17 protein-coding genes are annotated in these 16382 nt (G+C 42.0%); all 17 read right to left on the bottom strand.

Annotated features, from left to right (window positions below):
• Nucleotides 1-55 precede the first annotated feature (55 nt).
• Complete coding sequence (gene ylqF / locus NST81_RS07260; RefSeq protein WP_048623146.1) at nucleotides 56-910, bottom strand: ribosome biogenesis GTPase YlqF; 855 nt, start codon at nucleotides 908-910, stop codon at nucleotides 56-58.
• Between the two features lie 166 nt (nucleotides 911-1076).
• Nucleotides 1077-1616 carry a signal peptidase I gene (gene lepB, locus NST81_RS07255; protein WP_040341500.1) on the bottom strand — a complete coding sequence of 180 codons (540 nt, stop codon included), beginning with the start codon at nucleotides 1614-1616 and terminating at the stop codon, nucleotides 1077-1079.
• 361 nt (nucleotides 1617-1977) lie between these two features.
• A complete protein-coding gene (gene rplS, locus NST81_RS07250; RefSeq protein ID WP_003354556.1) occupies nucleotides 1978-2322 on the bottom strand; it encodes a 50S ribosomal protein L19 in 345 nt (114 codons plus the stop codon).
• 164 nt (nucleotides 2323-2486) lie between these two features.
• Nucleotides 2487-3239: a tRNA (guanosine(37)-N1)-methyltransferase TrmD gene (gene trmD / locus NST81_RS07245; RefSeq protein WP_048623145.1), complete on the bottom strand. Its 753-nt coding sequence runs from the start codon at nucleotides 3237-3239 to the stop codon at nucleotides 2487-2489.
• Nucleotides 3236-3754, bottom strand: a complete 519-nt coding sequence (rimM, locus tag NST81_RS07240) for a ribosome maturation factor RimM (protein ID WP_048623144.1) — start codon at nucleotides 3752-3754, stop codon at nucleotides 3236-3238. The genes trmD and rimM overlap by 4 nt, the downstream gene beginning before the upstream one ends.
• A gap of 4 nt (nucleotides 3755-3758) precedes the next feature.
• On the bottom strand, nucleotides 3759-4151 hold the full coding sequence (locus NST81_RS07235; RefSeq protein WP_048623143.1) for a YlqD family protein: 393 nt from the start codon (nucleotides 4149-4151) through the stop codon (nucleotides 3759-3761).
• A gap of 293 nt (nucleotides 4152-4444) precedes the next feature.
• Nucleotides 4445-4717: a 30S ribosomal protein S16 gene (gene rpsP / locus NST81_RS07230; RefSeq protein ID WP_003354551.1), complete on the bottom strand. Its 273-nt coding sequence runs from the start codon at nucleotides 4715-4717 to the stop codon at nucleotides 4445-4447.
• 200 nt (nucleotides 4718-4917) lie between these two features.
• Nucleotides 4918-6258 carry a signal recognition particle protein gene (gene ffh, locus NST81_RS07225; RefSeq protein WP_003354550.1) on the bottom strand — a complete coding sequence of 447 codons (1341 nt, stop codon included), beginning with the start codon at nucleotides 6256-6258 and terminating at the stop codon, nucleotides 4918-4920.
• Between the two features lie 29 nt (nucleotides 6259-6287).
• Nucleotides 6288-6620, bottom strand: a complete 333-nt coding sequence (locus NST81_RS07220) for a putative DNA-binding protein (RefSeq protein WP_003354549.1) — start codon at nucleotides 6618-6620, stop codon at nucleotides 6288-6290.
• Between the two features lie 280 nt (nucleotides 6621-6900).
• The gene (gene ftsY, locus NST81_RS07215; protein ID WP_048623142.1) at nucleotides 6901-7893 is read right to left on the bottom strand and encodes a signal recognition particle-docking protein FtsY; all 993 of its coding nucleotides are present in this window, start codon (nucleotides 7891-7893) and stop codon (nucleotides 6901-6903) included.
• A 162-nt stretch (nucleotides 7894-8055) separates the two neighbouring features.
• Nucleotides 8056-11622, bottom strand: coding sequence for a chromosome segregation protein SMC (smc, locus tag NST81_RS07210; RefSeq protein ID WP_048623141.1), 3567 nt, complete (start codon nucleotides 11620-11622; stop codon nucleotides 8056-8058).
• Between the two features lie 14 nt (nucleotides 11623-11636).
• On the bottom strand, nucleotides 11637-12368 hold the full coding sequence (gene rnc, locus NST81_RS07205) for a ribonuclease III (protein ID WP_048623140.1): 732 nt from the start codon (nucleotides 12366-12368) through the stop codon (nucleotides 11637-11639).
• Between the two features lie 458 nt (nucleotides 12369-12826).
• A complete protein-coding gene (gene acpP / locus NST81_RS07200; protein ID WP_003354545.1) occupies nucleotides 12827-13060 on the bottom strand; it encodes an acyl carrier protein in 234 nt (77 codons plus the stop codon).
• A 41-nt stretch (nucleotides 13061-13101) separates the two neighbouring features.
• The gene (fabG, locus tag NST81_RS07195; RefSeq protein WP_048623139.1) at nucleotides 13102-13845 is read right to left on the bottom strand and encodes a 3-oxoacyl-[acyl-carrier-protein] reductase; all 744 of its coding nucleotides are present in this window, start codon (nucleotides 13843-13845) and stop codon (nucleotides 13102-13104) included.
• Nucleotides 13842-14789 carry an ACP S-malonyltransferase gene (gene fabD / locus NST81_RS07190; protein WP_003354542.1) on the bottom strand — a complete coding sequence of 316 codons (948 nt, stop codon included), beginning with the start codon at nucleotides 14787-14789 and terminating at the stop codon, nucleotides 13842-13844. The genes fabG and fabD overlap by 4 nt, the downstream gene beginning before the upstream one ends.
• Before the next feature lie 12 nt (nucleotides 14790-14801).
• The gene (gene plsX / locus NST81_RS07185) at nucleotides 14802-15800 is read right to left on the bottom strand and encodes a phosphate acyltransferase PlsX (protein WP_048623138.1); all 999 of its coding nucleotides are present in this window, start codon (nucleotides 15798-15800) and stop codon (nucleotides 14802-14804) included.
• On the bottom strand, nucleotides 15797-16381 hold the full coding sequence (fapR, locus tag NST81_RS07180; protein ID WP_048623137.1) for a transcription factor FapR: 585 nt from the start codon (nucleotides 16379-16381) through the stop codon (nucleotides 15797-15799). Before fapR ends, plsX begins: the two co-directional genes overlap by 4 nt.
• Nucleotide 16382 lies beyond the last annotated feature (1 nt).

The following is a 16382-nucleotide window of genomic DNA, read 5'->3' as shown; positions in this document are numbered from 1 at the left end:
TCTTTATTCCCTCACAGGCAGGTTAAAAAGAAAAGGGGTTACGCCGCAAATATCTTTAAGAAAGGTGATTTTCCGGAAAATCAAATGTCAATTTCCCTAACTTTTCAGAACGGATATCGCGGATGATAATATCAGTAGTTTTATCGTAATCAATTTCTCCGCCTTTTAGCAGGCAGCCTCTCAGTTTTCCAATGGCATCAAACATTTCGATGATTTCCAAATGAGGGTCAATCTGGTATCGCTCTGTCAGACGCTCGGGATAATGCTCCTTTAAAAATCGCAGTCCATAAGCTGCAACATCTTGCAAATTAATGATCGAATCTTTTATGGCCCCCGTTAGCGCCAATTTATATCCTACTTCCTCATCTTCAAATTTAGGCCATAAAATACCTGGGGTATCTAAAAGTTCCAGTTCCTTCCCCACTTTTATCCATTGTTGAGCTTTCGTCACCCCTGGTGTATTGCCTGTCTTGGCAATGTTTCGTTTAGCCAGCCGATTAATCAGAGTGGATTTCCCCACATTTGGAATACCGACAATCATCGCACGAACAGCACGGGGCTTGATCCCCCTTGCTCTCATTCGCTCAAATTTTTCTTTCAACAGGTCTTTTGTCTTATTCATTATTTGGGAAAGTCCCTGACCCTCTTGAGAGTTTATTGCAATGGCGGGCAATTGGCGACTCTTGAAGTAAGCGATCCATTCTTTCGTCCATTCCGAATCAGCCAAATCCGCTTTGTTCAATAAAATGATTCTAGGTTTTTGCTGGATGATTTCATCGATCATCGGATTTCGTGAAGACAGAGGCAAACGAGCATCTACCAGCTCAAAAACGATATCAATAAGTTTAAGTTTCTCGGTCACTTCTCTCCTCGCCTTTGCCATATGGCCAGGAAACCATTGTATCGTCATGATTTCACCTCCTATCTGAATGGTTTCTGATAAGCTTAGCTATGAGATGAAGTGCTTTTGATCAAGCCAAGCTTATCCCAACGAGAAATTCTAAGATGAATCCGCGATTCAGAAAACAGGGTTTAATGGAATGACAAATAAACATCCCTTTGGTACAAAAAACAGGCTATTTGGCTATTCCGAAATCTTTAATCGGCCAATAAATAAACTTTGTCTCTCCTACTATTTTATCCATTTTGATCGTCCCGATATGGCGGCTGTCTTTGCTGAATCGGCGATTGTCCCCTAAGACAAAAATCTCTCCTTTTGGTACTGTATCGCGGCCAATAATTTCTTTCAAAGTAAAATCTTGTGTTAAAGGGCCGTCCGTCACTTCTTTTTTGTATTTGTCTAAATAGGGTTCTTTATAGTATTTTCCATTAATATACAATTTGTCATTCTTATATTCGATTCTATCTCCCGGAAGCCCGATCACTCGTTTAATATAATCTTTTCCTTCCGGTGCGTGAAATACGACAATATCGAATCGTTTGGGTTTCGCAAGTTTATTGACAATCATACGGTCTCCGTTATGTAGTGTCGGCATCATCGAAAGTCCGTCAACCACAATAGGAGCAAAAACGAAGTAACGAATAATCGCCGCGAGAGCCACCGCGATTAAAAGAGCTTTTGTCCATTCCCATAATTCATTTTTCTGTTTTGCCAAATTGTCCACCACCCAATGCCTATATAGAATCAAAATTGCGCCTGCATGCTGTTTCCTCGGACCATTGCCACACAAATTTCGAGGAAAAACGGCGTTTGTTTTTCTATTAATTCAAGCAGAAAAAACGGAAATATGATCTGATCTATACGTTTTCCTGCCGCAACTCTTATTATTTGTTGAAGCGTTATTCACACAGTGTACTTGGTCATCCATAAAACGAAGCTTCGTCTGAAGAATCCATACATGGCATTTATTTTACTTCATTTAAAATATTTTTGCCACCATTTGGAACGGCATGCAGTATGTATTGGGACATAAAAAGGAGCTTGAATACAAGCTCCTTTTTGCAAAGATCGTTCTATTATCGAATTTCTTTAATACGAGCAGCTTTTCCTCGCAAGTTACGCAAATAGTAAAGTTTCGCACGACGAACTTTACCGCGACGCACAACTTCAATCTTCGCAATTTTTGGTGTGTGAAGAGGGAATGTACGTTCAACCCCTACACCGTAAGAAACTTTACGTACAGTAAAAGTTTCGCTGATTCCGCCGCCGCGGCGTTTGATTACAACACCTTCAAAAATTTGGATACGTTCGCGATTTCCTTCTACAACCTTCACGTGTACGCGTACAGTATCCCCTGGACGGAAATCCGGAATATCATTGCGAAGTTGTTCTTTTGTAATTTCATCAATTAAATGGTGCATCGTATTCAACTCCTTCCAACAGATGCTCTTGCAGATCGATCGTTTGCAGCGGAACATCGTTTTCAAACGAAAAGAACGAAATATTTCGTTCAAATCACAAGCTAAATCTTATCATATCGCCAACCGCAAATCAAGCAGCAATTAGAAATTTTGCCAGTACGTTTTTAAGAGTCGTTGGACGAGTAATTCCCCTTTTCCCATTCTTGCAGCCATTCTTTTTGCTCTGGAGTTAATGGATAATTTTCTAACAAGTCAGGCCTTCTTTCCCAAGTTCTTCGCAGCGACTCCTTCATCCGCCATTGCTCAATCAATCGGTGATTTCCGGACAACAGTACGTCTGGAACTTTCAACCCACGAAAGTCGGCGGGGCGTGTATAATGAGGATGTTCCAGCAATCCAGAGGAAAAAGAGTCCATAATCGGTGAATTCTCATTGCCTAAAACTCCGGGAAGCAGTCTTACAACGCTGTCGACAACTGCCAACGCACCGATTTCGCCTCCAGTCAACACAAAATCGCCAATGGAAATTTCATCGGTAACGATCGTCCGAATACGTTCATCATAGCCTTCATAATGTCCGCAAATTAAAATCAAATGGTCTTCTTCGGCCAGCTCTTCCGCTTTTTTCTGCGTATATCTCTCGCCTTGGGGGCACATAAGGATCACTCTTGGCTGAGTGTTTTCGCTTTTTTGTTTCAAATGGGCGACGGCGTCGAAAATGGGCTGTGGTTTTAATACCATCCCGGCGCCGCCCCCGTATGGATAATCATCTACTGATTGATGCTTGTCATTAGAAAATTCTCTGAAATTGACTACATGATAAGTGACAATTTGCTTTTCTGCCGCTTTTTTTAGAATGGAAGATGACAAGACACCGTCAAACATTTCCGGAAACAATGTTAAAATATCAATCTTCATGACAGCAGTCCTTCCATTGGATGGATTATAATGATTTTTTCGTCAATATCTACCTTCTTCACGATGTCCTCAATATACGGAATATAATATTCTTTTCCATTGGAGTCTTTTACCACCCAGACATCATTGGCTCCCGGTGTAAGAATTTCCGTTACGATTCCCACCGGGTCGCCATCTTCCGTCTTTACTTGACAGCCAATGATTTGATGAAAGTAATATTCCCCTTCCTCCAATTCGTGTTGCTGGCTTTCAGGAATCTTTAACATCGCACCTTTAAACTTTTCCACATCGTTGATGCTTTCATAACCTTCAAATGAAAGAAGATCGAATGACTTATGAGTCCTATGACTATTCACCACGAGCGGAATTCCTTCCGTTTGTCCGGGGAGGAATAAATAGAGAGTATTGCCTTTTTTATAGCGTTTTTCCGGGAAGTCGGTACGGGAGAGCACCCGCACTTCTCCCTTGATTCCGTGTGTATTCACGATTTTACCGATATTGAACCATTTCTCCATTCTTTCACCCCTCACGAATGTCAATAATTATTCCGTCTTTCACGACAATCGTTTTCCCTTTTGCCACTTCATCCCAACGGTCTCCAATTTCCACTGTTACAATCGTCTCCAATTCCTGCTCTTTTATTTCGCTTCCAAGCGGCAATAAATCCAATTGTTGAAGTTGAAATTCATATTGCTTGATTTTTTCTCTTCGTTTGTCGATTTCCTTTCCGAAGTAGGCACGAACTTGCGCAAGGGAGAATTTTTTTTCTTTTTCTACCTTTTTTTGCTCAAATTGAAGCTGAGCACATTCCTTTTCCAGCTGCTCGATTTTTTCCGAGTATTTTTGGATTAGCAACTCTTTGCTTTTTTCCGTTAATACTTGCTTAACGACCACTTTTTGGATAATTTCCATCGGGACACCTCCGAGATTGCCCCCAATAGGCTGACCATGAGTCCTATACAAAAAGGGAGGTTTTCCCTCCCTTTTTCGGCAATTTCCAAATATACTTTTTCCTTTATATCAGCACTAGCTGCCTAAAGAACAGTCCGGATGGTTTTCACCATACGTCCGTATTTTTCAACCACTTTTCCGGTATCAGCCGGTCCATTGGAAAGGCTAGAAACCTTTCTTCGCGGATCGACACGGAGCTTTTTCCGAGTGGTCCGCGAAAGGTTGGTCAACGGCAAGAATGAATTCAATTATTCTTATTTGCCGTATTTAGCGTTGTGGAATTTTTCCATAATTCCTTTTTGAGAGAAAAGGTTGCGAACTGTGTCAGACGGTTTTGCACCGTTTTGCAACCATTTAAGCGCCAATTCTTCGTTAATTTCGACTTGAGCCGGTTGAGTCAACGGATTGTATGTTCCGATGGTTTCAATAGAACGGCCATCGCGAGGAAAACGAGAATCTGCCACTACAATACGATAGAACGGAGCTTTTTTTGCCCCCATACGTTTTAAACGAATTTTTACTGCCATGATTAATGCACCTCCGAATAGTTTCACACAAGATAGTATGTTATCAAAAAATCCTATTGCTTGTAAAGTGTTTTTTCTTAACACATGAATATTGCCTCAAAAAACTTACAATTTAAAAGTGTTTAGATCAAGACCCGTAAAAGTAAAACATCATAGATCTCACATGAAAAGGGTGAAATAGTTACGGGCCGCTCATCGCGTTACATAAAAGGGAATTTGAAGCCCTTTTTCTTTCCTTTTTGCATGCTGGTCATTTGTTTCATCATTTTTTTCATTTCTTCAAATTGTTTCAACAGCCGATTGACTTCTTGAATGGTTGTACCGCTTCCTTTTGCGATACGTTTTCTTCGACTGGAGTTGATAATTTCCGGATGCTCTTTCTCTTCTTTTGTCATTGAGCGAATAATCGCTTCCACATGGCTGATTTGCTTTTCATCAATTTGAATGTTGTTCAGCCCTTTGATCCTGTTCATTCCGGGGATCATTTTTAATAATTCATCGAGTGGACCCATCGAGCGGACTTGGCCCAATTGGTCAAGAAAATCATCGAGTGTAAATGACATCGTTCGGATTTTTTGTTCAAGCTGTTTTGCTTTCTCTTCGTCAACGGAAGCCTGCGCTTTTTCAATTAATGTCAGCACATCTCCCATTCCGAGAATGCGCGATGCCATTCGTTCCGGATGGAAAGGTTCAAGAGCATCCATTTTCTCGCCCATTCCGGCAAATTTGATGGGCTTGCCGGTTACCGAACGAATCGATAAGGCTGCCCCTCCGCGTGTATCCCCGTCCAGCTTGGTTAAGATGACGCCGGTGATGCCAAGCTGCTCATCAAAGCTTTGAGCGACATTGACAGCATCCTGCCCTGTCATCGCATCAACGACAAGAAAAATTTCCTCAGGCTTGGTCAAAGACTGGATTTGTTTTAATTCTTCCATCAAATTTTCATCAATATGGAGCCGACCGGCGGTATCAATTAAAACATAGTCATAATGCTCTTCTTTTGCTTTTTCAATCGCCTTTTGGGCAATTTCCACCGGGCTGACTTGATCGCCGAGAGAAAAGACAGGCATATTCAGCTGTTTGCCGAGAGTTTCCAACTGCTTGATGGCAGCAGGACGGTAAATATCCGCAGCGACCAGCAACGGCTTGCGGTTGTATTTTTTCCTCAAAAGGTTAGCCAGCTTGCCTGTTGTCGTCGTTTTCCCCGCTCCTTGGAGACCGACCATCATCACAACAGTCGGAGGGCGCTTCGCAACGGCAATTTGGCTCTGTTCACCGCCCATCAGCTCGGTCAATTCTTCCTTAACGACTTTGATGACTTGTTGGCCGGGAGTCAGACTCTTCATCACTTCTTGGCCAACGGCGCGTTCGCTCACTTTTTTTACAAAGTCCTTTACAACTTTAAAGTTGACGTCTGCTTCCAAAAGCGCTAAACGAACTTCTCTCATCATCTCTTTCACATCCGCTTCGGATACTTTTCCTTTGCCGCGGATTTTTTGAATGGTGTTTTGCAAACGCTCGGCCAATCCTTCAAAAGCCAATGCTGCCGCCTCCTTTCTTTATAAAAAATCTACTCCAACCTCTCCAATTGTTCCACCAACTCGAGCAACTGCTCTTTTGAATGGTTGTCAGAAGAGATGGCATTCTTTAATTGTTGAAACAGTTCAGTCCTCATTTGAAACTTTTTGAATAAAGACAATTTTTCTTCATATTCTTCCAGCATGGCTTCTGTCCGTTTAATGTTATCATAAACCGCTTGACGGCTTATACCATATTCTTCTGCTATTTCCCCCAACGAGTAATCATCGAGGTAATAGAGGGCCATATAATTACGCTGCTTTGGAGTCAACAACGATTGATAAAAATCATACAAGAAATTCATTCTCGTTGTTTTTTCCAGCATGCCATTCCCCTCTTTTCGTTGTTAAGTGGAATTCCTTTACACTATTTCAGTGTACTTTGAATGACTTCAAATGTCAAGGAAATTCCCTTGCATGTGCCTGACGACAGAATATAAAGCGCTTTTTGGCGATAAAGGAACTCATGGAGCTCCCATTCCCCTTATTTCAAAAGCGAAAAACCGTTTGAGCCATAGACTGTTTATTTCCATCTGACCGGATAGTCCCAGCTGCGGCTCAAACGGTATTAGAAGAAGCCTTTATTCCTGCCTCTCCCCCAAAACGTCAGTTGGTGGAATCCTCTTTCATAAGGTCGGAAAATAATCCGTATACATACTTTTCAACATCAAACTCCTGCAAATCATCCATTTTTTCACCAAGTCCAACAAATTTTACCGGAATTTGCAATTCATTTCGTATCGCCAGCACGATGCCCCCTTTCGCCGTGCCATCCAGCTTGGTCAACACAATTCCTGTGACTTGGGTAGCTTCTTTAAAGGTTTTTGCTTGGATCAGTGCATTTTGGCCGGTTGTGGCATCTAAAACGAGAAGCACTTCATGAGGAGCCCCGGGCACTTCCCTTTCGATCACGCGTTTCACTTTTTCTAATTCCTTCATCAAGTTCACTTTATTTTGCAGGCGTCCAGCCGTATCGCAAAGGAGAACGTCTACTTTTCTCGCTTTTGCTGCTTTGATGGCGTCAAACATGACAGCAGCTGGGTCCGAACCTTCAGTCTGTTTGATCACATCGACTCCGACCCTTTCCCCCCATACTTCCAATTGTTCAATGGCTCCGGCGCGGAACGTATCACCTGCAGCCAGAAGCACTGATTTTCCTTCATTTTTAAATTTATGGGCCAGCTTCCCTATCGTTGTCGTTTTGCCGACCCCATTCACGCCGACAAATAAAATAACTGTCAGACTGTCTTTCTGGAGATTGAGGTCATGAAGGGTTTCATCTCCCCCTTGATAAATCTCCACGAGTTTTTCCACAATCACATCTTGCAATTCAGCAGAGTCTTGAATTTTACGGCGTTTGGCCTCCATTTTCAGCTCTTCCACCAGTTCCATCACGGTTTGAACACCGACATCGGCACTGATCATAATTTCTTCCAATTCCTCAAAAAACTCCTCGTCCACTTTCCGATAGCGGGCGATCAAATCGTTGATTTTACTCGAAAATCCATTTCTTGTTTTCGACAAACCGCTCTTGAATTTTTCTGTTACAGTATCCGTTGATTTCGTAAATTTTGATTTTAGTTTTTGAAAAAAGCTCATCATTTCACTTCCTTTACTCATACTACCAGAGTCTTTGCGCTTCTTTTTACCTTCAAAACAAACCTTTGTATTCTGAATAAAAATCGAATTTGGACTTAAACAGAAGATTGCTTGATTCTTAAAAGAAAAAGTTCAAAATGAGACATTAAGAAAAAGTGTTTCTTACACTTTTAACAATTCCTTCGTTTCTTCCAACCGGACGGAAACGAGCTTTGATACTCCTGATTCTTGCATTGTGACTCCATACAGCACATCGGCTTCTTCCATTGTACCTTTTCGGTGAGTGATGACAATAAACTGTGTTTCTTCGCTGAATTGCTTTAAATAACGGCTGAAGCGATAGACATTGGCTTCGTCAAGCGCTGCTTCTACTTCGTCCATAATGCAAAATGGAACGGGACGTACTTTTAAAATCGAAAAGAGCAATGCAATGGCCGTAAGCGCCCGTTCTCCGCCGGAGAGAAGCCCCAAATTTTGCAGTTTTTTTCCTGGAGGCTGAGCAATTATTTCAATACCGGTAGTCAACATATGCTCAGGATCTGTTAATTTTAATTCAGCTCTTCCTCCACCAAACAATTGCGAAAAAACCGAGCCAAATTGTTTACGTACAGCAGTGAAGGTCTCTTCGAAACGTCGAGCCATTTCTTCATCCATCTCGGAGATCACACGATAGAGTGTTTCTTTCGCTTCTTGAAGATCATTTTTTTGTTCCAACAAAAAGGAATAACGTTCGGAAATCCGCTTATACTCATCTATCGCTCCCAAATTGACCGTCCCTAATTCCTCAATCGCCAATTTGATTAGTTTTAATTGCTTGCGAGCTTCTTCAATGGGAATCGTAAGCGGATAATGTTCTTTTGCCGCTTCAAATGTCAGCTTGTATTCTTGATTTAAAACGGAAAGACGGTTTTCTAGTTCGACATCCAAACGATTAATCTTTACTTCTTCATCTTGAACAACTTCGACAAGACCTTTGTGAATTCGTTTTAATTCTTTTAATTCAAGTTCTTCATCTTCAATGATTTGCTGAAGCTTGAATCGTTCTTCCCTTCTCAATGAGATGAGACGTGCTGTCTCTTCCTTATCTTGGGATTTTTGCTTAGCAGCTGCTTCCACTTGAACTTCCCCGTCTTCACTGTTCACCATTTCGGACTGCAGATCGTTCAAATCGTTTTCCAATTGCTTTTGTTTGTTGGATGCTACTTCAATCTCCGTTTCTACTCTTTGAAGTTCTTTTTTGCGTGCGTTAAGCTGCTCATTTTTAACCGCCAATAATGCTTTCAAATCGCTGATTTCACTTTGCAGTTTTTCTTTTGATTCTTTCTCATGATATTTCTGCTCTGTCAGACGTTCTAATTCAGCATTGATTTTCTTCAACGCAGATTCTGTATTTTCAAGAGATCGAAGCAAAGACTCTTTTCGCTCTGTCAACGCTTGTTTTTCCCGCTCGTATTCCGATTTTTCCAAATCGTACACGGCCAGTTTTTCATTTAGATTCTCAAAGGCCATTTCGTTTTCACGCCATTTGGCTTTCCATTCTTGCTGCTGCAAACGAAGCTTTTCCCCATCTTTTCGCATTTCTTCCAAATGAGATTCGCGGGATTGGATTTCCGATTTTAATTCCTTTACCTTTTTTTCCGCCTCCGTTGTTTTTTGTTCCATGATTTCGATTTCCTGCTTTAAAGATTCCAGCTCATTTTTGCGACTTAAAATGGAAGCATTCTTTTGTTTAACTGCTCCTCCTGTCATGGAACCTCCGGGGTTGACGACATCGCCATCAAGCGTTACCATCCGCAATCGGTATCCAAGTTTTTTAGCCAGATCATTAGCTGCTTTTAAATCCGTTGTGATCACAACATTTCCTAACAAATTGGAAATGATGTCACGATATTTATCTTCACAACGAATCAATTCTGCCGCAATTCCGACAAAACGGCTATCCGATCGCAGCAATGCAATCAGGTCATTGGAAATCGATTTGCCTTTTATGATATTCAACGGCAAAAAAGTCGCCCTGCCGTAATGATGCTTCTTCAAAAATCCGATAGCTTCACGGGCAGAACGCTCGTCCACCGTCACGATGTGCTGCGTGGCACTGCCGAGAGCTGTCTCGATGGCCTTTTCCAATTCTTTCGGGACTTCAATCAGTTCAGCCACCGCTCCTTCAATTCCATGAAGAACCGAATTTTTAGCTTTCAAAACTTCTTTTACGCCTTGGAAAAAGCCGGCATACTCTTCTTCCATCGTTTCGAGCATTTCTTTACGAGACTTGGCTTGCTGCAGAATTTTATAGGCTTGATATAAATTCGATTCCAATTTCGCATATTTTTGTTTCTGTGCTTCAAGCGTTCGTTTTTCCGTTTGGAAAGAATGAATGTGCTGATTCAACTCAAGTTCAATTCGTTTCAACTCGTTTTCTAAATTTTTTCTTTCGTTTTCAAATTCAGTACGAGAGCTTAAATATTTTTCGTTTTCCTTCGTCAGCCTTTGTTGGCGAGCTTCATATTGCTGCCATTGCTGTTCAATGTACTGCAGCTCATTTTTGATAGACGCTTGATTGTTTAAATGATCGATATAATCGGTTTTTAATGAATCAATCCGTTCGTCTACGTCGTCGGCCAGCTCGTTTAATTGTTTTTGTTTATCAGCGAGTGATTGTTTTAAGGCGAGCGCTTCCTCTTTACAGTTTTCCGTTTCTTGTTTGAGAAGCTCTTTTTCGTTTTGCAAAGATTGAAGACGTTCTGTAAGTTCGATAACATTTTGCCTTAATTGGCTTTCGTTTTGAGCCGCATTTTTCTTTCTTTCTATTAATACCTTTTTTTGCCCTTCCAGTTTCTCCAATTCTTCACTGGCCGCCAACAAAACATTTTGCAAATCACTAATGGATTCATCCAATGCCGTCAGCCGATCCCTCAACTCCGCAAGCCTAGCTTCCTTTTTTTGAATTTCGGCCGATCGAGCCATTTCATCTTTTTTATGACTATCCAGCTCGCTGCTCAATTTTTCCCATCGCTTATGTAATTCTTCAATCTCATAAACGATGCAAGCCACTTCCACCTTTTCTAAATCCTCTTTTTTCTGAAGATAATCTTTGGCGATAGAAGCTTGAATTTTGAGCGGCTCTACTTGGTGTTCCAGTTCGTGCAAAATGTCATTGACCCTGTTCAGATTTTCTTCCGTTTCAGCCAATCTGGCCTCTGCCTTTTTTTTGCGCGTTTTGTATTTCAACACTCCCGCTGCTTCTTCAAAAATGCTTCGTCTGTCTTCCGGCTTGCTGTTCAAAATTTCTTCTACGCGGCCCTGTCCTATCATAGAAAAAGCTTCCCTGCCAAGACCGGAATCCATGAACAACTCGACAATGTCTCTCAATCGGCATGGCTGTTTGTTAATAAAAAACTCGCTTTCACCAGATCGAGTCACCCTTCTAGTGACACTGATTTCATTATATTCCAGCGGCAAAAATTCATCTTCATTATCGAGAACTAACGTAACTTCCGCAAAATTTAAGGCTTTTCGGGTATCACTTCCAGCAAAAATAACATCTTCCATCTTTGATCCGCGGAGCGACTTTGCAGAATGCTCTCCTAATACCCACCTGACGGCATCGGTAATATTGCTTTTCCCCGACCCGTTTGGCCCAACCACTGCTGTTATACCAGGAACAAAATCAATGGTGATTCTGTCAGCAAACGATTTAAAGCCAACGATCTCCAATCGTTTGAGGAACATTTATTTTCCCCCTGTCATTTCTGATTTTGTTTTAGTTTAGACAATGCTTGTTCGGCGGCACGCTGCTCCGCTTCTTTCTTAGACCGCCCTGTCCCTACGCCGAGAACCTGACCGTTTAAGGCAACTTCAGAAACAAATTCCCGATGATGGGCCGGTCCTTTTTCTTGCAGTATACGATACGTTAAAATACCGTTTCCGTCCCTTTGAACCATTTCCTGAAGCTGAGTTTTAAAATCCATCACATGAGAAAAAGCACCGGCATCGATTTTAGGAAACACGATTTTTTCTAAAAACTGGACAACGACCTCTAATCCTTGATCAAGATAAAGAGCCCCTATGAACGCTTCAAACACATCAGCGAGCAAAGCAGGCCGCGTTCGTCCTCCAGTCATCTCTTCTCCTTTTCCCAATCGAATGTATTGACCGAATTGCAGTTCGTTGGAGAATCCGACAAGGGAAGGTTCACATACAACCGCCGCACGCAGCTTTGTTAATTCACCTTCGCTCATGAAAGGATATTTGTTGAATAAATAATTGGATACCGTCAGTTCCAGCACTGCATCTCCTAAAAACTCCAACCTTTCGTTATCATCGTTTGGCTTTTTTCGATGCTCATTCACATAAGATGAATGGGTAAAGGCTTGCATTAAAAGGCTTTGATCATGAAAATCAATTTCAAGCTTCTTTTGCAGCTGCCGAAATCGCTGCTCTTCTATTCTCTTGTCTTCTTTGGATTGTTTCCTCATTACAAAGTTCCTCCACTAGCATAAAATGAAAAACTTCTTAGTCTGAATGCCTCCATCTTCACTCACATAACAAGTTTAGACGAAATATCCTTTCAGCGCAAAATGTTTTCCCAATTTTCTTTTCGGCACAGAGCCTTCTGAAATAATCAGTGTAAAAGTGCAACTTTCATCAGAGTTAATGAAAAAAACTGATGACTAGTTGAACTTTTCGAGCATTATGGTCATGGACATTCAATCATTTGTTTTGGAAAGACGATCATCGTTGATCCTTCGTGTGTTCTGACTAATGGAATGTGAAATGTCATTTCTTCCGTTAAACAATTGCCATTTGCGATATGTATACAGGAGGATTAGAAAAAATCGTATATGGGAATAAATGTGTTTGAAACAAAGATTCTTACAAAAAAAAGCAGCCGCCTCCTTTGGAAGGACGAGCGACCGCTTTAAACTTCTGACGATTATTGTTTACTTTTTATGTAATTAACAGCATCACCGACTGTTACGATTTTTTCAGCTTCTTCGTCAGAAATTTCCATTTCAAATTCATCTTCCAATTCCATGACAAGTTCTACTACGTCAAGAGAATCAGCACCAAGGTCTTCTTTAAAAGAAGCATCAAGCGTCACTTGAGATGCTTCCACTCCTAGGCGGTCCACAACAATTTTAGTTACACGCTCTAAAACGTCGTCCATTCTACTCACCTCCCCTCAAATACTTCGACTTAACTCTTATATCACATGCCCATTCCACCGTCAACCCGCAATATTTGCCCAGTCATATAACTGGAATCAGGCGACGCCAAAAATAAGGCCACTCTTGCAATCTCTTTCGGCTCCCCTATTCGAGCAAGAGGAACTTGTTTGATCATGGCTTCTTTTACTTCTTCTGGCAGGTCTTCTGTCATATCAGTAGATATAAATCCAGGCGCGATCGCATTGACCGTAATTCCCCTCGAAGCAAACTCCTTCGCGGTGGTTTTGGTTAAACCGATTACCCCTGACTTGGCTGCCACATAATTCGCTTGACCTGGATTTCCAGTAATCCCGACAATAGAGGAAATATTGATAATGCGACCACTTCTTTTCTTCATCATGGCCCGTGCTGCTGCCTTTGTACATAAAAAGACACCTTTTAAGTTCGTGTTGATGACAGCATCCCATTCCTCTTCTTTCATTCTCAAAATCAAATTATCTCTCGTAATACCAGCGTTATTGACAAGGATATCTAAACCACCAAAGTAATCGACAACTGATTTTATCATATCTTGAACAGCTTGACTATCCGAAACATCACATTGAACAAGGAGTGCTTTTCTTCCCATTGCTTTAATTTCTTCGGCTACTTCACGGGCTTTTTCTTCACTGCCAGCGTAATTAACAGCTACATCGGCTCCTTCTCTTGCAAACTCAAGTGCTATTTCCCGGCCGATTCCTCTTGAAGCCCCTGTCACAAGGGCCACTTTTCCTTCTAATCTCACACTGTTCCCTCCTTCAGTTCTTGAACGGTGGACCGAATCGATTCTTCGTCCGAAACGGCGAATGTACGAACTCGGCGGTTCACTTTTTTAATCAAACCAGACAGTACTTTTCCCGGCCCAATTTCAATAAAAGTATCAACCCCCAGCTCCAAAAGTGTTTGAATGGTATCTTCCCACAATACAGGAGAATAAAGCTGTTCCAACAGCTTAGCACGAATATCGCTGGCAAGTTGAACCGGACGGGCGTCCACATTGGCGACTACCGGGACTTTGCAGTCATGAATCTCTATTTGATCCAACACTTTTTCCAGTTTTTCTGTAGCAGGCTTCATTAAACTAGAATGGAACGGCCCGCTCACTTGCAGTGGAATGACTCTTTTAGCTCCACGTTCCTTGGCCAGTTCTCCAGCTGTTTCGACGCCTTTTTTTGTCCCCGATATGACAATTTGCCCAGGACAGTTCAAATTGGCTAATTGGACACTATCCCCGCCTTGCGATACTTCTTCCGTCACTTTCAGCAGTTCTTCACGCTCCATGCCCAACACGGCAGCCATTGTCCCTACACCTGCCGGAACTGCTTCTTCCATATAACGTCCACGCATGTGCACAGTATAAACGGCATCTTCGAAACGGAGAGCTCCGGCATAAGTCAACGCAGAATATTCTCCCAGACTGTGTCCAGCGGCATAATCGGCATGAATTCCCTCTTTATTGAGCCTGTTCACTAGCGCCGAACTTACAGTCAATAAAGCCGGCTGAGCATTGTACGTCAGTGTGAGCGTCTCTTGAGGACCATTGAACATAATATCGCTTAACGAGTAACCAAGTTTTTCATCTGCTTTAGCGAAAAGGGCGGCAGCTTCCTGATCTTGTTGTGCCAATTCCTTCCCCATGCCAACTGTTTGTGATCCTTGTCCAGGAAATACAAAGGCTATTTTTCCCATTCTTGTCTCTCCTTACGCTTCTTGATTTTGCAGTTTTTCCGCTTCTTCCTTCACAATTCCGGTTATGTTGTATTTGACCATTTCCTGCGCCTGGCGAAGGGCGTTATAAAAAGCTGTGGCGTTGGAAGATCCATGAGCCTTAATGACTGGTGCTTTCAACCCAAGGAGCCCGGCGCCTCCATATTCCGAATAATCCATTTTCTTTTTCAGCCCTGATAATTCCGATTTCATCAAGCTAGCTCCCAATTTTGTTTTCCATGACGACAGCATGACTTCTTTTGTCATAGAAAAAACAGAAAGAGCCGTTCCTTCGATTGTTTTTAACACCATATTTCCGGTAAATCCGTCTGTCACAACGACATCCGCTGCCCCCTGAAGCAAATCTCTTGCTTCCACATTGCCCGTAAAGTTGAGATTTGTATGGGACAATAGATCAAATGTCGATTTCGTCAGTTCATTTCCTTTTTTCTCTTCGGTTCCAATATTCAAAAGTCCTACCCGCGGACGGGATATTCCCCGAACTTTTTCAGAGTATATCGTCCCCATCAAAGCATATTGAAGCAAGTTCTCCGGTTTTGCTTCAGCATTGGCTCCCAAGTCAAGCATTAAAAAGCCTTTTCCGTCAACTGTCGGCAACGTGATGGCGAGAGCCGGACGGGAAATTCCCGGAATTCTTCCAACCACGAACAGTCCCGTGGCCATTAAAGCCCCTGTGTTTCCGGCAGACACGCACGCATCTGCTTCTCCTGATTTTACCGCTTCAGCCATTAAAACCATGGATGAATTTTTTTTCCTTCTAACTGCTTTTACGGGTTCATCCGTCCCCAGAATGACTTCATCCGTATGTACAATTTTCACTCGATCGCTTGCTTTTAAATACTGTTTAATCTCTTGTTCTTTTCCAAACAAAACAATTTCTAAATCCGGAAACTCTTCTAAAGCCCTGTTTGTTCCCAGCACTATTTCTTTCGGGGCGTTGTCACCGCCCATGGCGTCTACTGCTATTTTCATAGTTCTTCATCCTTTGTTGTTGATTTCGAACGAAACATAGTAAATTCTCCATAAAATACCAGCTCTTGTCCAACATAACTTCTTACTTTCACAATCGCTCTTCCCGTTTCCGTTTGAGGATTTGATACTTTCGCCTTTGCTACTACCCTCTCTCCTTCTTTGACAGAACGGGTAAAGTGAATGTTGGCTTTTTCCGTAAGAGCAAGCTCATCATTGATCACAGCGACTGCAAGCGAATTGGCTTGGGCAAAAAGATGATGGCCTCTGGCAATTTTATTTCTGCTAAAAACATGTTCTTCTTTCACATCAAAAATGGAGATGGCGCTCTTATCAAGTTCTATATCAACAATATCACCGATCACTTCTTCAATCGGGAGAGAACGGACTTCGTTCCGAAATCGCTCTTCTGCCACGTGTTTAATCCGTTCCCGCAACTCCGGGATGGAAAGTTCCATACGATCTAATCGAATGGTTTGCACACTCACACGAAATCGTTCTGCTAATTCTTCGTCGGTGATAAAAGGATTGTCTTCAATTGTCTCCTGGAGCCTTTTTTGCCGTTCTTTTTTGGATAATCTCATA

The sequence above is a fragment of the Bacillus sp. FSL W8-0223 genome, assembly GCF_038006805.1.
Classification (GTDB): domain Bacteria; phylum Bacillota; class Bacilli; order Bacillales; family DSM-4216; genus Bacillus_O; species Bacillus_O smithii.
The sequence above is the reverse complement of the archived record's forward strand: the minus strand, read 5'-3'. Positions and strand labels throughout refer to the sequence as shown.